The 17,228-nt window shown below is 47.0% G+C and carries 16 protein-coding genes; all 16 read left to right on the top strand.

Going from position 1 to position 17,228, the window contains the following annotated elements; genetic code table 11:
• The first annotated feature begins 1 nt into the window (after nt 1).
• The 16 genes from A361_RS04770 to A361_RS04845 all read left to right on the top strand — a co-directional run bounded on the left by A361_RS04770 (nt 2) and on the right by A361_RS04845 (nt 17,227).
• Nucleotides 2-646, top strand: a complete 645-nt coding sequence (locus A361_RS04770; protein WP_019382657.1) for a cobalamin B12-binding domain-containing protein — start codon at nt 2-4, stop codon at nt 644-646.
• On the top strand, nt 633-1,418 hold the full coding sequence (locus A361_RS04775; protein ID WP_019382656.1) for an STAS domain-containing protein: 786 nt from the start codon (nt 633-635) through the stop codon (nt 1,416-1,418). The genes A361_RS04770 and A361_RS04775 overlap by 14 nt, the downstream gene beginning before the upstream one ends.
• Before the next feature lie 105 nt (nt 1,419-1,523).
• Complete coding sequence (locus A361_RS04780; RefSeq protein WP_019382655.1) at nt 1,524-2,729, top strand: benzoate/H(+) symporter BenE family transporter; 1,206 nt, start codon at nt 1,524-1,526, stop codon at nt 2,727-2,729.
• Between the two features lie 56 nt (nt 2,730-2,785).
• Entirely contained in the window at nt 2,786-3,169 is a 384-nt protein-coding gene (locus A361_RS04785) for a MazG nucleotide pyrophosphohydrolase domain-containing protein (protein ID WP_009335085.1), read from the top strand.
• 72 nt (nt 3,170-3,241) lie between these two features.
• Nucleotides 3,242-4,828 carry a helix-turn-helix domain-containing protein gene (locus A361_RS04790; RefSeq protein ID WP_019382654.1) on the top strand — a complete coding sequence of 529 codons (1,587 nt, stop codon included), beginning with the start codon at nt 3,242-3,244 and terminating at the stop codon, nt 4,826-4,828.
• 108 nt (nt 4,829-4,936) lie between these two features.
• On the top strand, nt 4,937-6,433 hold the full coding sequence (locus A361_RS04795) for an aldehyde dehydrogenase family protein (protein WP_019382653.1): 1,497 nt from the start codon (nt 4,937-4,939) through the stop codon (nt 6,431-6,433).
• 11 nt (nt 6,434-6,444) lie between these two features.
• Nucleotides 6,445-7,305: an NAD(P)-dependent oxidoreductase gene (locus A361_RS04800; RefSeq protein WP_019382652.1), complete on the top strand. Its 861-nt coding sequence runs from the start codon at nt 6,445-6,447 to the stop codon at nt 7,303-7,305.
• 26 nt (nt 7,306-7,331) lie between these two features.
• Nucleotides 7,332-8,153 (top strand): DUF3100 domain-containing protein, encoded by an 822-nt coding sequence (locus A361_RS04805; protein WP_009335081.1) that lies wholly within the window; start codon nt 7,332-7,334, stop codon nt 8,151-8,153.
• A complete protein-coding gene (locus A361_RS04810) occupies nt 8,146-8,598 on the top strand; it encodes a hypothetical protein (RefSeq protein ID WP_009335080.1) in 453 nt (150 codons plus the stop codon). Before A361_RS04805 ends, A361_RS04810 begins: the two co-directional genes overlap by 8 nt.
• 194 nt (nt 8,599-8,792) lie before the next feature.
• Nucleotides 8,793-10,076: a M20 family metallo-hydrolase gene (locus tag A361_RS04815; protein WP_019382650.1), complete on the top strand. Its 1,284-nt coding sequence runs from the start codon at nt 8,793-8,795 to the stop codon at nt 10,074-10,076.
• 18 nt (nt 10,077-10,094) lie between these two features.
• The gene (locus A361_RS04820) at nt 10,095-10,592 is read left to right on the top strand and encodes a GNAT family N-acetyltransferase (RefSeq protein ID WP_009335078.1); all 498 of its coding nucleotides are present in this window, start codon (nt 10,095-10,097) and stop codon (nt 10,590-10,592) included.
• A 237-nt stretch (nt 10,593-10,829) separates the two neighbouring features.
• On the top strand, nt 10,830-11,846 hold the full coding sequence (locus tag A361_RS04825; RefSeq protein WP_009335077.1) for a TAXI family TRAP transporter solute-binding subunit: 1,017 nt from the start codon (nt 10,830-10,832) through the stop codon (nt 11,844-11,846).
• A 13-nt stretch (nt 11,847-11,859) separates the two neighbouring features.
• A complete protein-coding gene (locus tag A361_RS04830) occupies nt 11,860-13,824 on the top strand; it encodes a TRAP transporter permease (protein ID WP_019382649.1) in 1,965 nt (654 codons plus the stop codon).
• A gap of 13 nt (nt 13,825-13,837) precedes the next feature.
• Complete coding sequence (locus A361_RS04835) at nt 13,838-14,557, top strand: FadR/GntR family transcriptional regulator (protein WP_019382648.1); 720 nt, start codon at nt 13,838-13,840, stop codon at nt 14,555-14,557.
• Entirely contained in the window at nt 14,554-15,969 is a 1,416-nt protein-coding gene (locus tag A361_RS04840) for an FAD-binding oxidoreductase (RefSeq protein WP_019382647.1), read from the top strand. The genes A361_RS04835 and A361_RS04840 overlap by 4 nt, the downstream gene beginning before the upstream one ends.
• The gene (locus A361_RS04845) at nt 15,962-17,227 is read left to right on the top strand and encodes a (Fe-S)-binding protein (protein WP_019382646.1); all 1,266 of its coding nucleotides are present in this window, start codon (nt 15,962-15,964) and stop codon (nt 17,225-17,227) included. The genes A361_RS04840 and A361_RS04845 overlap by 8 nt, the downstream gene beginning before the upstream one ends.
• The last annotated feature ends 1 nt before the right edge of the window (nt 17,228 follow it).

Here is a 17,228-nt window from a genome sequence, read left to right on the forward strand (position 1 = left end):
GATGAACCACGCTGAAACACTCGCTTCCTTATTGCTTCAAGGTGATTCTGCGAAAGTTTGGGAGAACATTCAAAAGCAACCGCAGCTATCGCGCCTTGAAGTTTATCAAAATCTGATTACACCTGCGATGCAGCACATCGGCCACCTATGGGAGACGAATCAAATCACTGTGGCAGATGAACATCTGGCAACAGCAACATGTGATTTTGTCCTCTCAAAGCTCGCATACCGGCAGGAAAAAAGACAATCAAACCAAAAAGCCATGTTTCTCTGCCTGGATGGGGAACAGCATTATATTGGCCTGAAAATGGTCAACAGCCTTTTTGAAGAGCACGGCTGGGAGACAAAGTACTTTGGCCCGAGCCTTCCTTTGGAATATGCACTGAAAACGGCAAAGGACTGGAAGCCGAGTGTAATCGGTCTATCGGTCAGCATCGTCTATCACCTGCCGAAGCTGAAGGAATATGCCGAAGCCTTTGCCAAGCTGACGCATAAGCCGGCTGTTCTTCTTGGCGGGCGCTTAGCCGGGAAGTATGACCTGCTTCCTTATTGCTCCGATCATACGGTCATTCTAAAGGATTTGCCGGAAACAAAGGAATGGCTGCAAAACAATGAAGCGGGAGGACAGCAAAATGCAATATTTTGATCAGCCGCTTCCGCTTGCGTTTTTAAAAGCTGACAGGAACGGAAAAATAGTAAGCTACTCTGGCATAGCACGGGAAAGCTTTGACCTGAGCGAGGGGCATTTAAAAGGAATCATCGATGAGGAAAGCATAGAAAAGCTGATTCAGTACAGCTGGGAGCCTGGGCTGGATCCTGTGAAGCTGGAACTGAATATGAAGACCAGGGAAACACCGCTATCTTTATTTGAGGTCCATATTCAATGGGACAGCGAGGGTTATGCCAATATGCTATTCTTGCCAAAAGACAGCTCTAATGAAAACTTGATGGATAAGCTGATGCAGCTGCAGCAGCGCCTGTCCTCAACTGACTTTGAACTTCTGGAGAAAAAAGAAGAGCTGGAGCAGGTGCTGATCCGCTTAAATCAGCTGTCCGGGCCGTTTATTCCGCTGTCGGAAACGCTCTGCATGATTCCTTTATTTGGGGATATTACAGCAGAAAAAATAAACGTTATTTCCGAAAGCTGTCTCAAAGCCGTTTTTGCCGGCGAATATGAAGAAATTCTCTTTGATCTGACGGCGGTTGGGGAAATTGAAGGAAAAGGCATTGAGAAATTCACCCAGCTGCTTAAAACGCTCAACTTCATGACAGGCAGCATCATCAAATTGATTGGCATTAAGCCAAACCTGGCAAAAGTGCTGAATACCTATAAGCTGGATGAATGGGTGCAGATCGATCAATCCCTGAAGCAAGTCTTAAATGTTTATTTTAATCGGAATGAGTTAGGGGCCACTTAGGAGGTCCTTTTTTTGTCAACACTTCTGAATGCGAAATAGTTTGACAATTACCTTATTTAAAATCATGATAGTAAGTAAAATAATCGGAAGTCGGGGGCAGGAAAAATGGGTTTGCCGAAGGAAAGGCATAGCGGATACAGTCAAGAAGTACAGAAGGGTTCGTTCTTAAGGGATCTGACAGCGGAAAACATTTCATCTGGAATCATTGCAAGCACACTGGTTATGACGGGGCCGGCCCTGATCATTTTACAGGCTGCGTCAGCAGGGGGATTTACTGATCAGCAGACGATTAACTGGATGTTTGCGGTTTATTTTTTCGGGGGTGTATACAGCATCCTCCTGCCGCTTCTATATAGGATTCCCATTACAGGAGGGCATTCGATTACTGGAGCGGCCTTTTTGGCGACTGTGACTGCCCAATATTCGTATCCGGAACTGATAGGCGGGTATGTGATGTCCGGGCTGCTGATTTTTCTGGTTGGCATTTCAGGGCTGTTTACAAAAATCATTGGCTGGGTGCCGAAAGAAGTCATCGCATCCATGCTTGGCGGATTGGTTGCCGGCTATGTCGTGAAGCTCGTACCGGCCATCCAGGAAATGCCTGTTATCGGGGGAGCGGCTTTAATCAGTTTTCTGCTTTTTACGAGATATGTGAAGAAGTTCCCGCCTGTGCTCGCGGCCGTCGCGATTGCCTTTGCGGTATTGTATTTGACAGCTGATTTAAATCCGGCTAAGGAGATTGCTTATTTCCTGCCATCTATTCAAGTACCGGAATTCAGCTGGATGGGGTTTGTGACGATTGCCCTGCCGCTTGCGATGCTGATATTGAGCAATGACGCTGCGCCAGGAATTGGGGCACTGGAAAGTGAGGATTTCAAGCCGCCTATTCGTAAAATCGTCTCGTCAAGCGGCGCCTTCTCCATAATCACCAGCTTCTTTGGCGGCCAGTGTGCCAATATCGCCGGCATGATGAGCGCCATCTGTGCCGGGCCGGATTCAGGGCCTAAGGAAAAGCGGTATATGGGAGCTGTTGTTTCAGGTGCTATTACGATTGTTTTCGGCATATTTGCCTGGAAAATCGTGCCCTTTATCCAATCGCTTCCGCAGGCCTTCGTTTCATTGCTGGCCGGGTTCGCTCTGATCGGCGTCCTGCATTCCAGCCTGCAAATGGGCTTCTCCGAAAACCGCTACCGGCTAAGCGCGCTCGCAGCCTTCATCGTCACTTTGTCAGGCATAAGCTTTCTCCATATCAGCGCACCCGTTTGGGGACTCATTGCCGGGGCGGTATTGGCCCGGACAATAGAAAGATAAGTGGTTGACAGGCACCACCCGAAATCTGGCGAATATATCGAAGAGGTGTTAATAGATTGAAAGAATTGCAAAGCTTTATGAGAGAGTATCAAAAAGAGATGGGCTGGGAGATCAGCGATGAGAATTATGCCAGGAGCCGCGATTCCCTATTAAATAACTATATGCTGCTGACAACCGAAGTAGCGGAGGTTGCTGAAGAGCTGCGCAAGGCCTTTAACCTTGTCCGCGAATATGCCGAAGAAGGAATGGATGAAGAACTGGCCTTTCAATTAGCTAGTGATCAAGTAAAAGAAGAACTTGGCAAAGAACTCGCAGACTGCCTGGCCTATCTGATTAAATTCTATAACTTCTTTGGCATTGACTTGGAGGAGAGTTTTTACGGGAAAATGGATGAAGTCAGGAAAAGAAGGAATAAGGATGGGAGTTTGGCTGAAAAATAGATAGTTTGCAGCAATATAGATTGTAATGTCCTTGAGTGAATTTCACGAAACTTATTAGATAGGAGAACAGCCATGACCATCATGCAGGACAAAATCACAAGCCTTCTGGAAATAAACCGCAGTTTAACCCAGTCTCTTGACCTGGAAGAGATTCTAAAGAGGCTGGTGCAAGCTGCCTTTGATTTAGTAGACCATGCTGACACGACCATTCTATACACGTTAAAGGAAGATGGATTATTGCATTTTTCCAGCGGGGTTGGGGTGGAGACAGGCTTTATGAGCCAGGTGAAGTTTGAGTCTGGTGAATCCTTGACGGGACAGGTATTTCTGACTAAAAAGGGCGTCATTGCATCAGGACCTGAGTTCAGGGAGCATATGAGCCGTATGTCTGAGACAAATTATGTTCATTTTTTTAATGGAGTCTACCGGCGTGAAGTAAAGAGCGGTATCGTTGTCCCATTGGTTTATAAGGAGAATTGCATCGGTGTGCTTGTGGTGGATAACTTCGACAAGGATGTACAGTTTACTGAAGCTGACTTTCAAGTGCTGGAGGTGGTGGCAGACCAGGCGGCTATTGCCATCATGAACTCGAAGCTTTACGAAGAAGTAAGGCGGAAAAATGAGGAACTGAGCCAATCCCTTGATATCCACCGGAAATTTACGAAGATTCTGCTGGAGGGAAGGGGGACTTCGTATATCCTGGATACCATCAGTCACATTTTGGGCTCCACTGTCATCTTTGCAGAGTCACCAATAAATCCATCCAGTTCTTTTCCGATTATAAACTCCAACGAGCTTTTCGGATATTTCCTTCTTGATGGGCCGGTTGAACGTTTGACGAATATCCAGAAGGCTGCTCTTGAGCATGCTTCAACGGCTTTGTCACTGGAGTTTGTCAGGCAGAATACGCTTTTTGAAAAGGAAATGCACCTAAGGGAAGAGGCCTTTCATGATTTGATCAATGGCGGACGCCTGAATGCAAGGATTCTGGAAAAGTTCCGCATGAATGAGAAAAGCAGCATCGCTTGTATGATGGTGGACTGCAAGTCTGGTTTTTTATGGGATGCAGCCTCCATCCTTCAAAAAGAAAAACTCATCCGCTCGATTGAGCAGATCATCATGAAATACTGTGAAACCTCAATCGTTTTTACGAAATCAAACCAAATCATTGCACTTCTAGTGAATGGTCGAAAACGGTATGACCAGTCTCTAGCTGATGATATTCAGAGAAAAGTGAGCAGAGCTGTCATTGGTTTGGGCAGAGAGGTTGCTTTAACAGATATGACAGATACTTATCAGGAAGCTGCCGAGGCTTTATCATTTGCCAAAAACCATCAGCACAAAACCTACATCACTTATTCTGAGCTTGGTGCTGAAAGACTGTGGCTCAACACCGACCGCAGCTTGCTGAATAAATTTGTCTCCGATAAAATAGGCTCTCTTTTAAAAATGGAGCCTGAATACTTAAAAACGATGCAAGCCTTTCTGGCAAATAATCAAAGCCATAAACAAACAGCAGAAGAGATGCATATTCATCCCAATACCCTTGCCTACCGGCTTAAAAAAATCGAGAGTGAACTGCAGCTGGATTTTTCCCGGAAAGAAGATTGGATTACAGTGGTCCTGGCATTCCAGATCTTTGATTTTTTAAACCCATAATTGGTGCTAGTCACAAAGAAAAGAAGGATTATTTGGCTGTTGGCACATGTACATCGAATATTCAAAATATTATAATAACCTAAACTTTTTATGATAAGGAGAGATTGGATGAGTACAGAGGTTAATAGCCAGAAAACAGTGGCCGTCAATGCCGGTGCAGAAACTTTTTACAATTATATTGGCGGGGAATGGGTTCCTTCAGTGACAGGGGAAACGTATCCGAGTGTGAATCCAGCCAATACAGATGAGGTACTGGGTTACTTTCAGAAATCGAATGAGATTGATGTGCAAAAAGCAATCGAGAGTGCAAAGAGGGCTTTTCCCGAATGGAAAAATACATCTCCAATCAGCCGGGGGGACATCCTTTTTAAACTGATTTTTCTCATCCAGCAGGAAAAAGAGGAATTAGCAGAAATCATTACGAAGGAAGTCGGCAAAACGATCGGGGCAGCCCGAAAGGAAGTGGATGCAACGGTTCAGGCTCTGAAGCATTTCAGCGGCGAGGCGAATCGGATTTCAGGTGAAACCGTGCCTGCGATTGATCCGAAAACCTTTGCCTGCACGATACAGGAGCCGCTGGGAGTGGTGGCTGTTGTTACGCCATTTAATTTTCCGCTCGGAATCGCCATTTATAAAATTGCACCTTCCATGCTGGCTGGAAATACGATCATCTATAAGGCTGCAAGCGATACGTCTCTAATCGCAGTGAAGGTAGTCGAGCTGTTTGAAAAGGCTGGAATGCCAGCGGGCGTGCTGAATATGATCACGGGCCCGGGTTCTGTCGTGGGAGAAGAGCTTGGAACCAATCCGGAAATTAAGGCAGTCTCGTTTACAGGCTCCTCCGATGTCGGCATCCATCTTGGCAAGCTTGTGACAGCCCATGCCGGAAAAATGCAGGCTGAAATGGGCGGGAAGAATGCGACAATTATTCTGGAGGATGCCAATCTGGAAGAGGCTGTCCAGAGCGTGGTCATCAGCGGGTTTTATAATAACGGCCAAAGCTGTACGGGAACCAGCCGCGTGATTGTGCCCCGGTCCATTTCCCGAAAGGTCATTGAGCTGCTGGTTGAAAAAGCGAAGCAAGTAAAGGTTGGCGATGGGGTTCGGGAAGGAAATGACAACGGTGCGGTTGCGAATAAGCATCAATTGAATACGTATCTCCATTATGTGAATAGCGCCATCGAAGAAGGAGCGGTGCTCGAATATGGCGGAAAGCAGCTGACAGATGGCGATATGGCGAATGGCTATTTCGTCGCTCCGACTGTTTTCAGTAAGGTTACGAAGGATTTTACAATCGCCCAGGAAGAGATTTTCGGGCCGGTTGTGGCTGTGATGGAAGTGGATTCTTACGAAGAGGCGATTGAGCTTGCAAATGATACGGAATTTGGCTTGTCATCCGCCATTTTTACAAATGACCTTCAGAAGGCATTCGATTTTGTCCGGAAAATTGAAACAGGGGTCACGCATGTGAATATCCCATCCAACCATTATGAAAACCAGCTCCCGTTTGGCGGCAAAAAAACATCCAGCATTGGGCCGCGTGAACAGGGCAGCACCGCATTGGATTTCTGGCTTGATACAAAAACAGTTTATATAAAACCTTAAGGAGGGAGAGGATGAAAAACATAGGAGTAATTGGCTGCGGGGCCATGGGAAAGGGTATTGTGAAAAATTTAATCAAAAACGGGTATAAGGTGTTTGCTTATGATCCAAGTCAGGATGCACTGGCGAAATGTGAGACGCTGGGGGCCATTCCCCAGCCTTCTCCATTCGAGGCAGCAAGACAGGCGGATCTAGTAATTTCTTCATTGCCTGGACCAAGTATTGTGAGAGATGTTATGATGGGTGGAAGCGGAGTCTTTCCTGCTTTAAAGCCTCACAGTTTCGTGCTGGATATGAGCACCATTGACCCAAAAACAGCCCAAGAGTTGAATCAGGCTGCAAAGGAGCAAGGCATCCATTTTTATGACTGTCCGTTAAGCGGGGGACCTAAGGGTGCTGATGCCGGTACGCTGACCATAATGGTTGGGGGAGACGATAGATATTTGCCGGACATTCGCCCAGTCCTGGAGAGCGTAGGAAAGGATATCTTTCTGCTCGGCCCTTCAGGATCAGGCCAGGTGGCAAAGCTGTGCCATAATATGCTGGTTGCTTTAACGACTGCAGGCCTGGGTGAGGTCCTTGCAGTGGGGGAGAAAGCAGGTGTCAGCCGGTCTCAGCTGGCGGAAGTTATTCAAAGCGGGTCTGCGCATAATCGCGTGCTGACCGTATTCGGTGAAAATATCCTTCAGCATACATACGAGAATGTGCTGTTCAGCCTGGAGCACATGAATAAGGATATTCACTTATACAAAGACACAGCTGAATTTTATAGCGAAGATTCTCCTTTGGGCCAGCTGGTGTGCGATATCTATGAAAAGGCGATGGAGCAAGGGAAGGGCAAGCTTGATTCTTCCGCCGTGTGCGGATCTATCTAGTAATCTTTTAATCCAGGGGGGAGAACATGAAAAACGAAAAGACAGAAATTTTAAAAGATTGGCGCTTGCATGCCGTTGTGCTGGTTCTGGTTGCGGCCACCGAAGCGATTGGACAGATCAGCTTTAAAGTTGGCGCAGGGGTTATTCTGCTGCTGCCTATGCTTTATGCTTTTTTCCTGGGGCTGGGTCTTTATTTCACTCCGCTTATTAAGGAAAAACAGGCTAAAAATGCAGAGCCCCTCATCGTGCTTGGGGTTACTCTTTTAATTGCGAAAATTGGCGTAACAATTGGGCCGCAAATCGAGGCAATCATTGCGGCAGGGCCATCATTATTGCTGCAGGAACTTGGTAACTTGGGAACGATCTTATTTGCACTGCCAGTGGCCATTTTTCTTGGCTTTAAAAGAGAAGCCATTGGCATGACCCACTCGATTGGCCGGGAGCCGAACGTCGGGCTGATTATGAATAAATACGGATTTGATTCGCCAGAAGGCAGAGGAGTAATGGCAATTTATATTTTCGGTACTGTGTTTGGTGCTGCCTTCCTGGGATTGATTTCCGGATTTCTGGCCACCATTACCCCGCTCCATCCGCTGTCTTTCGCGATGGCATCAGGGGTGGGAAGCGGCAGCATGATGGCTGCTGCCAGTGGATCGCTTGTCGCTGCCTTCCCTGAAATGGAGGCGCAGATTGTTGCCTTCGCAGGCGCCAGTAACCTGCTTTCACTTTCTACAGGGCTGTATGCAAGTATTTTCATTGGATTGCCTCTTACTGAAAAGCTGTACAGCATCATGATGAAGCGTAAAGAGAAAAAGGCTGCGGAAAAAGGGGGAGATATCCATGCTTAAAAACATAACAGAGTGGTTCCTGATTTTAGGCATATTCGGTCTTTCGGCGCTGATAGGCAACTGGGTAGGCTACGATATCCTGCCGTCTGCAGCCATTCCAGGCATGCTTGTATTAATTGTCATCAGTGTGCTCGGGCTGATTCTTGAAAAAGTGCTGCCAGGCAATATCCCGAGCGTCGGATATATCGGGATTATCGGAATCATCGTTTCCATTCCAGGAGTACCAGGATCTGAATATGTTGTCGAATGGACAACCCAGGTCAATATTTTGGCTCTTGCTACCCCAATTCTGGCTTATGCAGGCATCTCAATCGGAAAGAACTGGGCTGATTTTTCCAAGCTGGGCTGGAGAAGCATTATTGTTGCAGTCTTCGTGTTTTTCGGAACCTTCATCGGATCTGCAGTTATTGCCGAGATTATTTTACGTATGCAGGGAATTATTTAATGAATTGCGGCCTGGCAGGCGGATATCTGCCGGGCTTTTTGCTCTGCATCTGTCATTTTTTAGCACTGCCTCAAAATATATCGGTCAAAAATGCCATTTTATCGGCCGGTTTTCCGATATATCGGTTACTTCGCGTTCCATCAACAATCTATTAATCTCACAGAGAAAAAAACAAATAAGAAAGAGTGAATAGCATGAACCTTTATGGACAGTTAATAAAAGATTATGACCAGGAACTAACCCACTCAGGTGTAAACGGTGAAAGATTGGCCTCAAGACTTGATGAGCTTTCAAGGATAGGCCTCTTGGATAGCGGCGGGGTGACACGCCCAGGCTATTCTGCCGAAGAGAAAGAAGCAAAAGAGCTAGTAATCAAGTGGATGAAAAACGCTGGTCTTACTGTGACGGCAGATGGAGCAGGAAATGTATTCGGCAGATTGGAAGGAAACACGGAAGGACCTTCAATCGCTTCGGGTTCCCATGTTGACAGTGTTCCAAATGGAGGGCACTTTGATGGGCCATTGGGTGTTCTTTCGGCTTTGGAGGTCGTAGAGTCATGGAAAGAAACAGGATACATACTAGAGAAGCCGTATGAGATTGTGATTTTCTCAGATGAAGAGGGTTCGAGATTCAAGAGCAGCTTAACAGGCAGCCGGGCATTTATGGGTCAACTGAAGCCGGAAGAAATGGATAGCCTGCGGGATGAGAATGGCAAATCGTTTCGCGACGTATTGAACGAATATGGAAGCAGTGCGGAAGCGTGCTTAAAGGCAGGAGAAAACAGACGTGAAATCGAAACCTTTGTGGAAGTCCATATTGAGCAAGGGAAGGTGCTGGAAAGAGAGAATCAGCCAGTTGGAGTGGTAAAAGGCATTGCAGGGCCAGCCTCGCTGGAGGTTACCTTTACAGGAGAAGCTGGACATGCAGGAAATACGCCGATGGCTGGACGAAAAGATCCGCTGGTGGCTGCCTCATTGTTTGTAGCTGCCATTGAGAAATTTCCAAAGCAGGTCAGTGATACAGCTGTTGCCACTGTCGGCAAGCTGAACGTGCATCCAAATGGTTTCAATGTCATTGCCCAGAAAGTAATACTAACCGTTGATATCAGGGATATTTTTGAAGAAACCCGGGATCAGCTGCTTGATCAAATTAAGGCCAAAGCGGTGAAAATAGCAGAGGAACGAAGTATTGATGTGCAAATGAAGCTGAATGCCAAAATCAAACCTCTTCCAATTCATGAAAGTCTGCAGGCAGGTATAGCAGAATCCCTGACTAAGTTCAATATTAATCCTGTTTATATTCCGAGCGGAGCCGGCCATGACACGATGATCGTCGGCACGGAAATGCCAGCCGCCATGCTGTTCGTCCGCAGCAGGGATGGCATCAGTCACAATCCGCGGGAATGGACATCATTAAATGACTGTGTACATGGTGTACATGTTTTGAAAGATTTTGTTGAAGGGCTTATGAAAAAATAGTAAAAAGGAGAAATCCCCATGATTATCCGCCATATAAAACCAGCAGACGCCGAGGCGCTGGCCGGCCTGATCACACAAGCAGAAAACGAATCAGACTACATGCTTTTCGAGCCAGGTGAAAGGAAGACCTCAGCCGAGGCACAAGGAAAAAGAATTGAAGCCATTCAAAAAGAAGATCATTCGACCATCATCGTCGCGGAAAAAGATAGCCGATTGATCGGCTTTGTAATGGCAATTGGCGGTGCGGCAAGGAGAAATAAGCACTCAGCCTATCTCGTTGCCGGTATCCTCAGCGAACACAGAGGCCAGGGCATCGGCACCAAGCTGTTTGAAGAGCTTGACCGCTGGGCGCGTAAACACGATATCCACAGGCTGGAACTTACAGTTGTTATCCGTAATCAGGCAGGAGTCGCCCTTTACAAAAAGGCGGGATTCCAGATTGAAGGCACTAAGAAACATTCGCTTTTGATAAACGGTGAATTTGTCGATGAATACTATATGGGTAAGCTGTTATAAAAGAAAGGCCATTTTCTGAACACAGAAAATGGGCCTTTCTTTTTTTTGTACTTCTGCCAGGTAAAATATCCTATTTTAACATTTAAAAACCCTGAAATATCAAGGGAAGGGCCCATAAAATTTCACGGAATAAAACAAAAAATCAGAATTTTAATTGAATTCTAATCCTGTAATCTTGTATACTTGTAATACAAGTTTGAAAAAGCGCTTACATTTCTAATGGAAAGGGAGGATTTTATGATTCAAAAAAAGTGGAAGATTATCATATCGGTTCTGACACTTGTTTTCATTGCCATTGTTGGCGTGCGGACAGCGGCCGAGAACAAGGATAAAAAGTTCGTATCCGTTGCCACCGCTTCAACAGGAGGTACATATTATCCGATTGGGGTTGGAATGGCTAATATTTGGAGCAGCCATTTAAAAGGAGAGAAAATCCAGGCGAGCGGCCAGTCTTCAGCCGGCTCCATTGAAAATATTGAACTGCTTCGTGAAGGGGAAGCACAGCTCGCCATTCTTCAGGGGTTAATTTCGTCCCAGGCCTATGCCGGTGATGGCTCCTTTGAAGGTAAGCGCTATGAGGATTTGCGCACGATCTCCATGCTCTGGCCAAATGTGGAGCATTTTGTGCTGATGAACAGCAAGATCGAAAGCGGAACTATCGACGATATAAAAGGAACGCAATTTTCTGTAGGGCCGCAGGCAAGCGGTACGGAGCAATCTACAGTCGTGATGATGGAAGGCCTTGCGCTCACGAAAAAGGATATTTCTCCTGAGTATCTTGGCTACAGTGACACGGTTTCCGCGATGCGCGACGGGAGATTGGATGGAGGTTCCCTTCCGGCAGGTATTCCGATTTCCGCTGTAACAGATATGTATGCAAGTAATGTGAAAGCATCGATTTTGGAAGTAACTGACGAGCAGCTGGATGCCATTAATGCAGTATCTGACAGCTGGTACCGCTATGTGATTCCTGGAGGAACATATCCGCGTATTGACGAAGATATCAACACCATTGCCCAGCCGAACCTTTTATCCACAACAAAAGAAATGGACGAAGAAACAATCTATGTTTTAACCAAAACGCTCTATGAAAATCTGGATGAAATGTATGAGGTACATAGCTCTGCCAAGGAAATGACACTGGAAACCGCCCTTGATGGAGTATCTGTTCCATTGCATGCCGGAGCTTACAGATATTTTAAAGAAGCAGGTCTTGATATACCTGAAAATCTAATTCCGCCGGAAGCGAAATAAAGGAGGGAAATCGATGACAAAATCAACAACCGAACCCATTGTACAGCCAGCCGATCTGGATAAAGAAGCAGGCGGCGGCATGCGGCTGCTGGAGGGTCCATACAAAAAAGCGGCTGCCATCATTGCTGTTCTGTTTTCTGTTTTTGCTATTTATTCGAATGGATTATCCAATATTCAAGAGATTTATAGAAACCTGATTTTCCTGGGCATCCTGCTGGTTATGACTTTTTTCTATTATCCGGCCGGAAAATCTTCCAATCAAAAAAGGTTTACAGCCCCTGATTACGTATTTGCGGCGCTTGCCATTGCAGGTCTTGGCTACCTGCTCCTGAATTACACAACGATTCATGTGGACCGGGGCTCCCAGCCGATTATGATTGATTATATCTTTGGAGCCATAACGATCATCGTCCTCCTGGAAGCTTCAAGACGGGCAGTTGGGATCTTTATCCCGATCCTGTGTGGAGGCGCTATTGTATACGCCCTGTTTGGCACCTACTTCCCATGGATTTTCGGGCATGCCGGCTTTTCACTGGAACGCCTGCTGTACCGTCTTTATATGACGACGGAGGGCGTGCTGGGGTTAACACTATCGACGGCCTCCACGTTCATCGTCATGTTCGTCCTGTTTGGTGCCTTCCTGTCTGTCAGCGGTGCCACCCAGCTTTTCAATGATCTCGCTCTTTCCATTGCAGGCAGAAAGCGTGGAGGCCCTGCCCAAGTGGCGGTCATCTCCAGTGCACTGACAGGATCATTGAGCGGAAGTGCAGTGGCCAACGTCGCGACAACAGGAGCTTTTACGATTCCATTGATGAAATCCATTGGTCTTAAGCCTAAGTTTGCCGGTGCCGTAGAAGCGGCTGCTTCAACAGGCGGAATGATCATGCCGCCGATTATGGGCGCTGCCGCATTCATTATGGCCGGTTTCCTTGGAATCTCTTATACAACGGTCATCCTGGCAGCGATCATTCCAAGCTTTCTCTACTATATCGCACTGATTTTTGCCATTGATATTGAAGCGAAAAAGCAAGGCCTGAAAGGCATCAGTAAAGAAAATATCCCGGATGTCGTCCAAATCCTGAAGGAACGCGGTGTCCTGCTTATTCCAATCATCGTTGTCATCACAACACTATTAATGGGAAAGACAGCTCTATTTGCCGGATTTGCCGGAATCGGTGCAGTCATTGTGGCGAGCTGGCTGGCAAAGGATAAATCTTCAAGAATCACGATCTCTAAAACAATTGAAGCTTTCATTGAAGGCGGAAGAGGGACGATTCAAGTCGGGATTGCCTGCGCCGCCATCGGAATCATCATCTGCGTTGTCACCATGACAGGAATTGGATCTACATTAGCTTATAATATTGTTGAATTAACGGGTGGTCAGCTTTGGCTGATTTTAATCGTCGTCATGCTCACCTGCATCGTTTTAAGTATGGGGCTCCCATCCACAGCTCTTTATATCGTCGTTGCGGTTACGGCAGCTCCTGCACTTGTGGAGGCTGGCGTTAATCCAATCGCTGCCCATTTCTTTGTGTTCTGGTTTGGTGCATTGTCCAACATTACGCCGCCTGTGGCTCTGGCATCATATACCGCAGCGGGACTGGCCGGCGCCAATGCGATGCAGACATCATGGGAGGCGCTTAGAATTTCACTTCCGGGCTTTATCATCCCGTTCATGATTGCCTATAACCCTATTATTCTGCTTCAGGCAGCAGAGGGAGAAACGGTATCCATATTATCAGTCGCATTAGTGGTCATCACAAGCACACTGGGCATTTACGCCCTAGCAAGTTCGCTTGGAAATTACCTGAATGCTAAGCTGACGATACTTGAAAGATTCCTAATGTTTGCAGGGGCATTAATGCTGATTAAACCAGGCATGATCACAGATATTGCCGGACTTGGGCTTTGTGTGTTTGCGATTCTCTTCCACATCATCAGAGTAAAGAAAAGCAGTTCAGTCGAAATCACCATATAAGGAGCTAACATCCATGAAAATCGAACGAAAAAAAATCTCGGCCCAGGTGCTGGATCAGCTGAAGGAAATGATAAAAGACGGCAAGTTCCCGCCAAATGAGCCGATGCCATCCGAGAATGAGCTGGCCAAACTGTTTGGCGTCAGCCGTGCGCCTGTTCGAGAAGCATTGAGCGTATTATCTGCCAGCGGGATTATTGAATCCAGGCAAGGCGGCCGCAGCTTCGTCAAAGAAGTTAATATGGCAGACATGCTTGGTTCGTTAGCGATTGAATATATCCCCGTGGAACAGATTTTTGAGCTATTGGAAATGCGGAGGATTATGGAGACACAGGCAGCAGCTATTGCTGCCTTGCGTCGTGATGAGGCCGATCTGGAAAAAATGAAACTGGCGCTCGATCAATTTGAGATTACGCTGACGAATCCTGAAGCGGTAGGCGATCTGGCAGACGTTAATTTTCATAAACACCTGATCGAAGCAACGAAAAATCGTTTCATGATACAGGTAATGGAAAATATCGATGATCTGTACCGAAAAGCAATTGCCTTTTCCCTTAAGAAGAATGTGGGTCTTCCGGCAAAGCGCGAACAGGTTTTTCAGGAGCATATGAGCATTTTTACAGCTATTAAAGAACAGGATGAAGAAAGAGCGGCAAAGGCGATGCGAGTGCATCTTGAGAATGTTACAAAGAAATTGAAGGTGAACGAAGGGGAAGGAAAGAAGGTGCCATTGTGATCACCGAACAAATTGTTGAGCGGCTGAAAAGCATCATGGGATCAGAAAATCGCGTTTTGCTTGAAAAAGCAGACCTGGTTTCTTATTCATACGATGGCTCATTTGGAGCCTATATTCCGGAGATCATCCTGCAGCCAGTTTCGACTGAGGAAGTGGCAGGCATAGTAAAGCTCGCCAATGACATGAAAATACCAGTCTATCCAAGAGGCAGGGGAACAAGTCTAAGTGGAGGCCCGCTCCCTGTCCATGGCGGGATGGTCCTTGATTTTTCCAGGTGGGCCCAGAAGCTGATCATTGATCCGGAGGATACCGTTGCGATTGTATCTCCCGGAGTCATCACAGCTGATATTGACCGTGAAGCGCAGCGGCATGGGCTGATGTATCCGCCAGACCCAAGCAGTTCCCATGTTTCTACAATTGGAGGGAACCTTGCCGAGAATGCCGGCGGGCCGCGCGGTTTAAAGTACGGAGTTACGAAGGATTATGTATTGGGCCTCGAGATCGTCACGCCAGAAGGGGACGTTATCCGAACAGGCGGGCGGACGGTCAAAAACGTCACAGGCTATGACCTGACGAAGCTGATCGTTGGGTCGGAGGGGACGCTGGGCATCATCACAGAGGCCACCCTTCAGCTGATTCCAAGGCCGCAGGCCACCCAGACGATGATGGTCATATTTGATGACATTATTGATGCCGGAAAAGCGATCTCGGCTGTGCTCACTTCCGGCATCCTGCCTTCCAAAATGGAAATCATGGATCAGGCTTCCATCCGGGCGGTGGAAGAGTTTCAGCCGATCGGTCTTCCAATAGATGTGGATGCCATTATCCTGATTGAGCTTGATGGCCATCCAATTGCCATAAGGGATGAAAGCGAACAGGTGAAGCAGGTGTGCCTGGACGTCGGGGCAAGGGAAGCCATCATTGCTAGGGATGAGGAATCTGCCGAGAACCTGTGGAAAGCGAGAAAGCTCGTTTCCCCTGCGATTGTCAGGAAAAAGCCAACGAAAATTTCCGAGGATGCTACCATTCCAAGAAGCAAGATTCCTGAAATGTTCAGAAGGCTTCAGGAAATCAAAGCAAAATATGAAATTGACTTAGTCGTATTCGGCCATGCGGGTGATGGAAATCTGCATCCGAATATCATTGCAGATAAGCAGGATAAAGAAGAGATGAAGCGTGTGGAAAAAGCAGTAGAGGAGATTTTTACAGCAGCGATTGAATTGGGTGGAACCCTCTCAGGCGAGCATGGAATCGGGACCATGAAGGCGCCGTTTATGGAGATGGAGCTTGGGGAAGCGGGACTGGACATGATGAAACGAATGAAAAAAGCGTGGGATCCGAACAACATTATGAATCCGGGCAAGATTTTTCCCGAGACAAAAGGACAAAAGCTGGTGTTAGTCCATGACTAGCCAGCTTGCCTATAAAGAAACGTTCGACTGTGTCCAATGCGGCTATTGTCTTCCAGCATGTCCCACATACGCCAGCATGGGGAAAGAAAGTCATTCTCCACGGGGCCGGATCAATCTTGTGCAAATGGCGGCGGAAGGGAAAATAACCATCGATGAAATGACAGAATCGATGGAGCTCTGCCTTGGCTGCCGCGCCTGTGAGACGGCATGCCCAACGAATGTGCAATATGGAAAAATTCTCGAATCATTTAAGGAAGTAAAGGCTGCCGAAGCACCAGCTCCATTCATGGAGAACTTGGCTCTGCAGAAGGCATTGCCGAATAAAAAATTGCTGTCAGCCATGAGAGCTTCACTTCGGGCCTATCAAAAAACGGGTATGGACACGTTGGCCCGCAAAAGCAAGGTGCTAGGCATTCTTCCCGAACAGCTTCGTGCTTTTGAAGAAATAGCACCTCCTGTGGAAATGCCAAATAAACAGCTGAGAACAGGCAGCCATAGCCTTCGGCGTGAGCCGAAAGCCCGCGTCGCTTTTTTTACAGGGTGCATTATGGATGTGTTTTTTGCCAAGATCAATGACCTCAGCATCAAGCTGCTGAGGCATGCTGGCTGTGAAGTCACTGTGATCAAGGAACAGACCTGCTGCGGCGCGCTGCAGAACCATAGCGGAGATACGGGAACATCCAGGAAACTGGCGAAGGAAAATATTGCGGCTTTTGAAAAAGGGAACTTTGATTATGTGGTTAATGCGATTGGCGGCTGCGGTGCGATGCTCGTTGAATATGATCACCTTCTCGCAAATGATCCGGAATGGACAGAGCGTGCCAAGGTGTTCGCACAAAAGAATAAGGATGTAAGTGTAATACTGAACAAACTCGGAATCAGTTTCAGCCGGGAACTCTCAGGTGCTGTGACCTATCAGCCATCCTGCCATCTGTTAAATGTGCAGAAGGTGGCGGACGATCCCGTTCAGCTCCTCGAAAGCATACCAGGCATTACATATGTTCCGCTTCCGAAAGGGGATATGTGCTGCGGATCGGCGGGGATTTATAATATTGTCCACTACGAAGAATCCATGGAAATCCTTGATGCCAAAATGGAACATGTCCAAAAGATCTCGCCGGACATCATCGTCACGTCCAACCCTGGATGCCATTTGCAGATGGGCCTCGGGGTTAAACGCGAAGGGCTTGAAGACAAGGTCCGTGTTGTCCATATTATTGAATTACTGGCAGAAGCCTGCGGGATTGATCATAAATAAG

This window comes from Cytobacillus oceanisediminis 2691, assembly GCF_000294775.2.
GTDB classification, from domain to species: domain Bacteria; phylum Bacillota; class Bacilli; order Bacillales; family Cytobacillaceae; genus Cytobacillus; species Cytobacillus pseudoceanisediminis.

Excerpts from the sequence above, each read along its gene's own strand:
- A361_RS04770 (WP_019382657.1), top strand. The coding sequence starts at position 2 with ATGAACCACGCTGAAACACTCGCTTCCTTATTGCTTCAAGGTGATTCT.
- A361_RS04775 (WP_019382656.1), top strand. The coding sequence starts at position 633 with ATGCAATATTTTGATCAGCCGCTTCCGCTTGCGTTTTTAAAAGCTGAC.
- A361_RS04780 (WP_019382655.1), top strand. The coding sequence starts at position 1,524 with ATGGGTTTGCCGAAGGAAAGGCATAGCGGATACAGTCAAGAAGTACAG.
- A361_RS04790 (WP_019382654.1), top strand. The coding sequence starts at position 3,242 with ATGACCATCATGCAGGACAAAATCACAAGCCTTCTGGAAATAAACCGC.
- A361_RS04795 (WP_019382653.1), top strand. The coding sequence starts at position 4,937 with ATGAGTACAGAGGTTAATAGCCAGAAAACAGTGGCCGTCAATGCCGGT.
- A361_RS04800 (WP_019382652.1), top strand. The coding sequence starts at position 6,445 with ATGAAAAACATAGGAGTAATTGGCTGCGGGGCCATGGGAAAGGGTATT.
- A361_RS04805 (WP_009335081.1), top strand. The coding sequence starts at position 7,332 with ATGAAAAACGAAAAGACAGAAATTTTAAAAGATTGGCGCTTGCATGCC.
- A361_RS04810 (WP_009335080.1), top strand. The coding sequence starts at position 8,146 with ATGCTTAAAAACATAACAGAGTGGTTCCTGATTTTAGGCATATTCGGT.
- A361_RS04815 (WP_019382650.1), top strand. The coding sequence starts at position 8,793 with ATGAACCTTTATGGACAGTTAATAAAAGATTATGACCAGGAACTAACC.
- A361_RS04820 (WP_009335078.1), top strand. The coding sequence starts at position 10,095 with ATGATTATCCGCCATATAAAACCAGCAGACGCCGAGGCGCTGGCCGGC.
- A361_RS04825 (WP_009335077.1), top strand. The coding sequence starts at position 10,830 with ATGATTCAAAAAAAGTGGAAGATTATCATATCGGTTCTGACACTTGTT.
- A361_RS04830 (WP_019382649.1), top strand. The coding sequence starts at position 11,860 with ATGACAAAATCAACAACCGAACCCATTGTACAGCCAGCCGATCTGGAT.
- A361_RS04835 (WP_019382648.1), top strand. The coding sequence starts at position 13,838 with ATGAAAATCGAACGAAAAAAAATCTCGGCCCAGGTGCTGGATCAGCTG.
- A361_RS04845 (WP_019382646.1), top strand. The coding sequence starts at position 15,962 with ATGACTAGCCAGCTTGCCTATAAAGAAACGTTCGACTGTGTCCAATGC.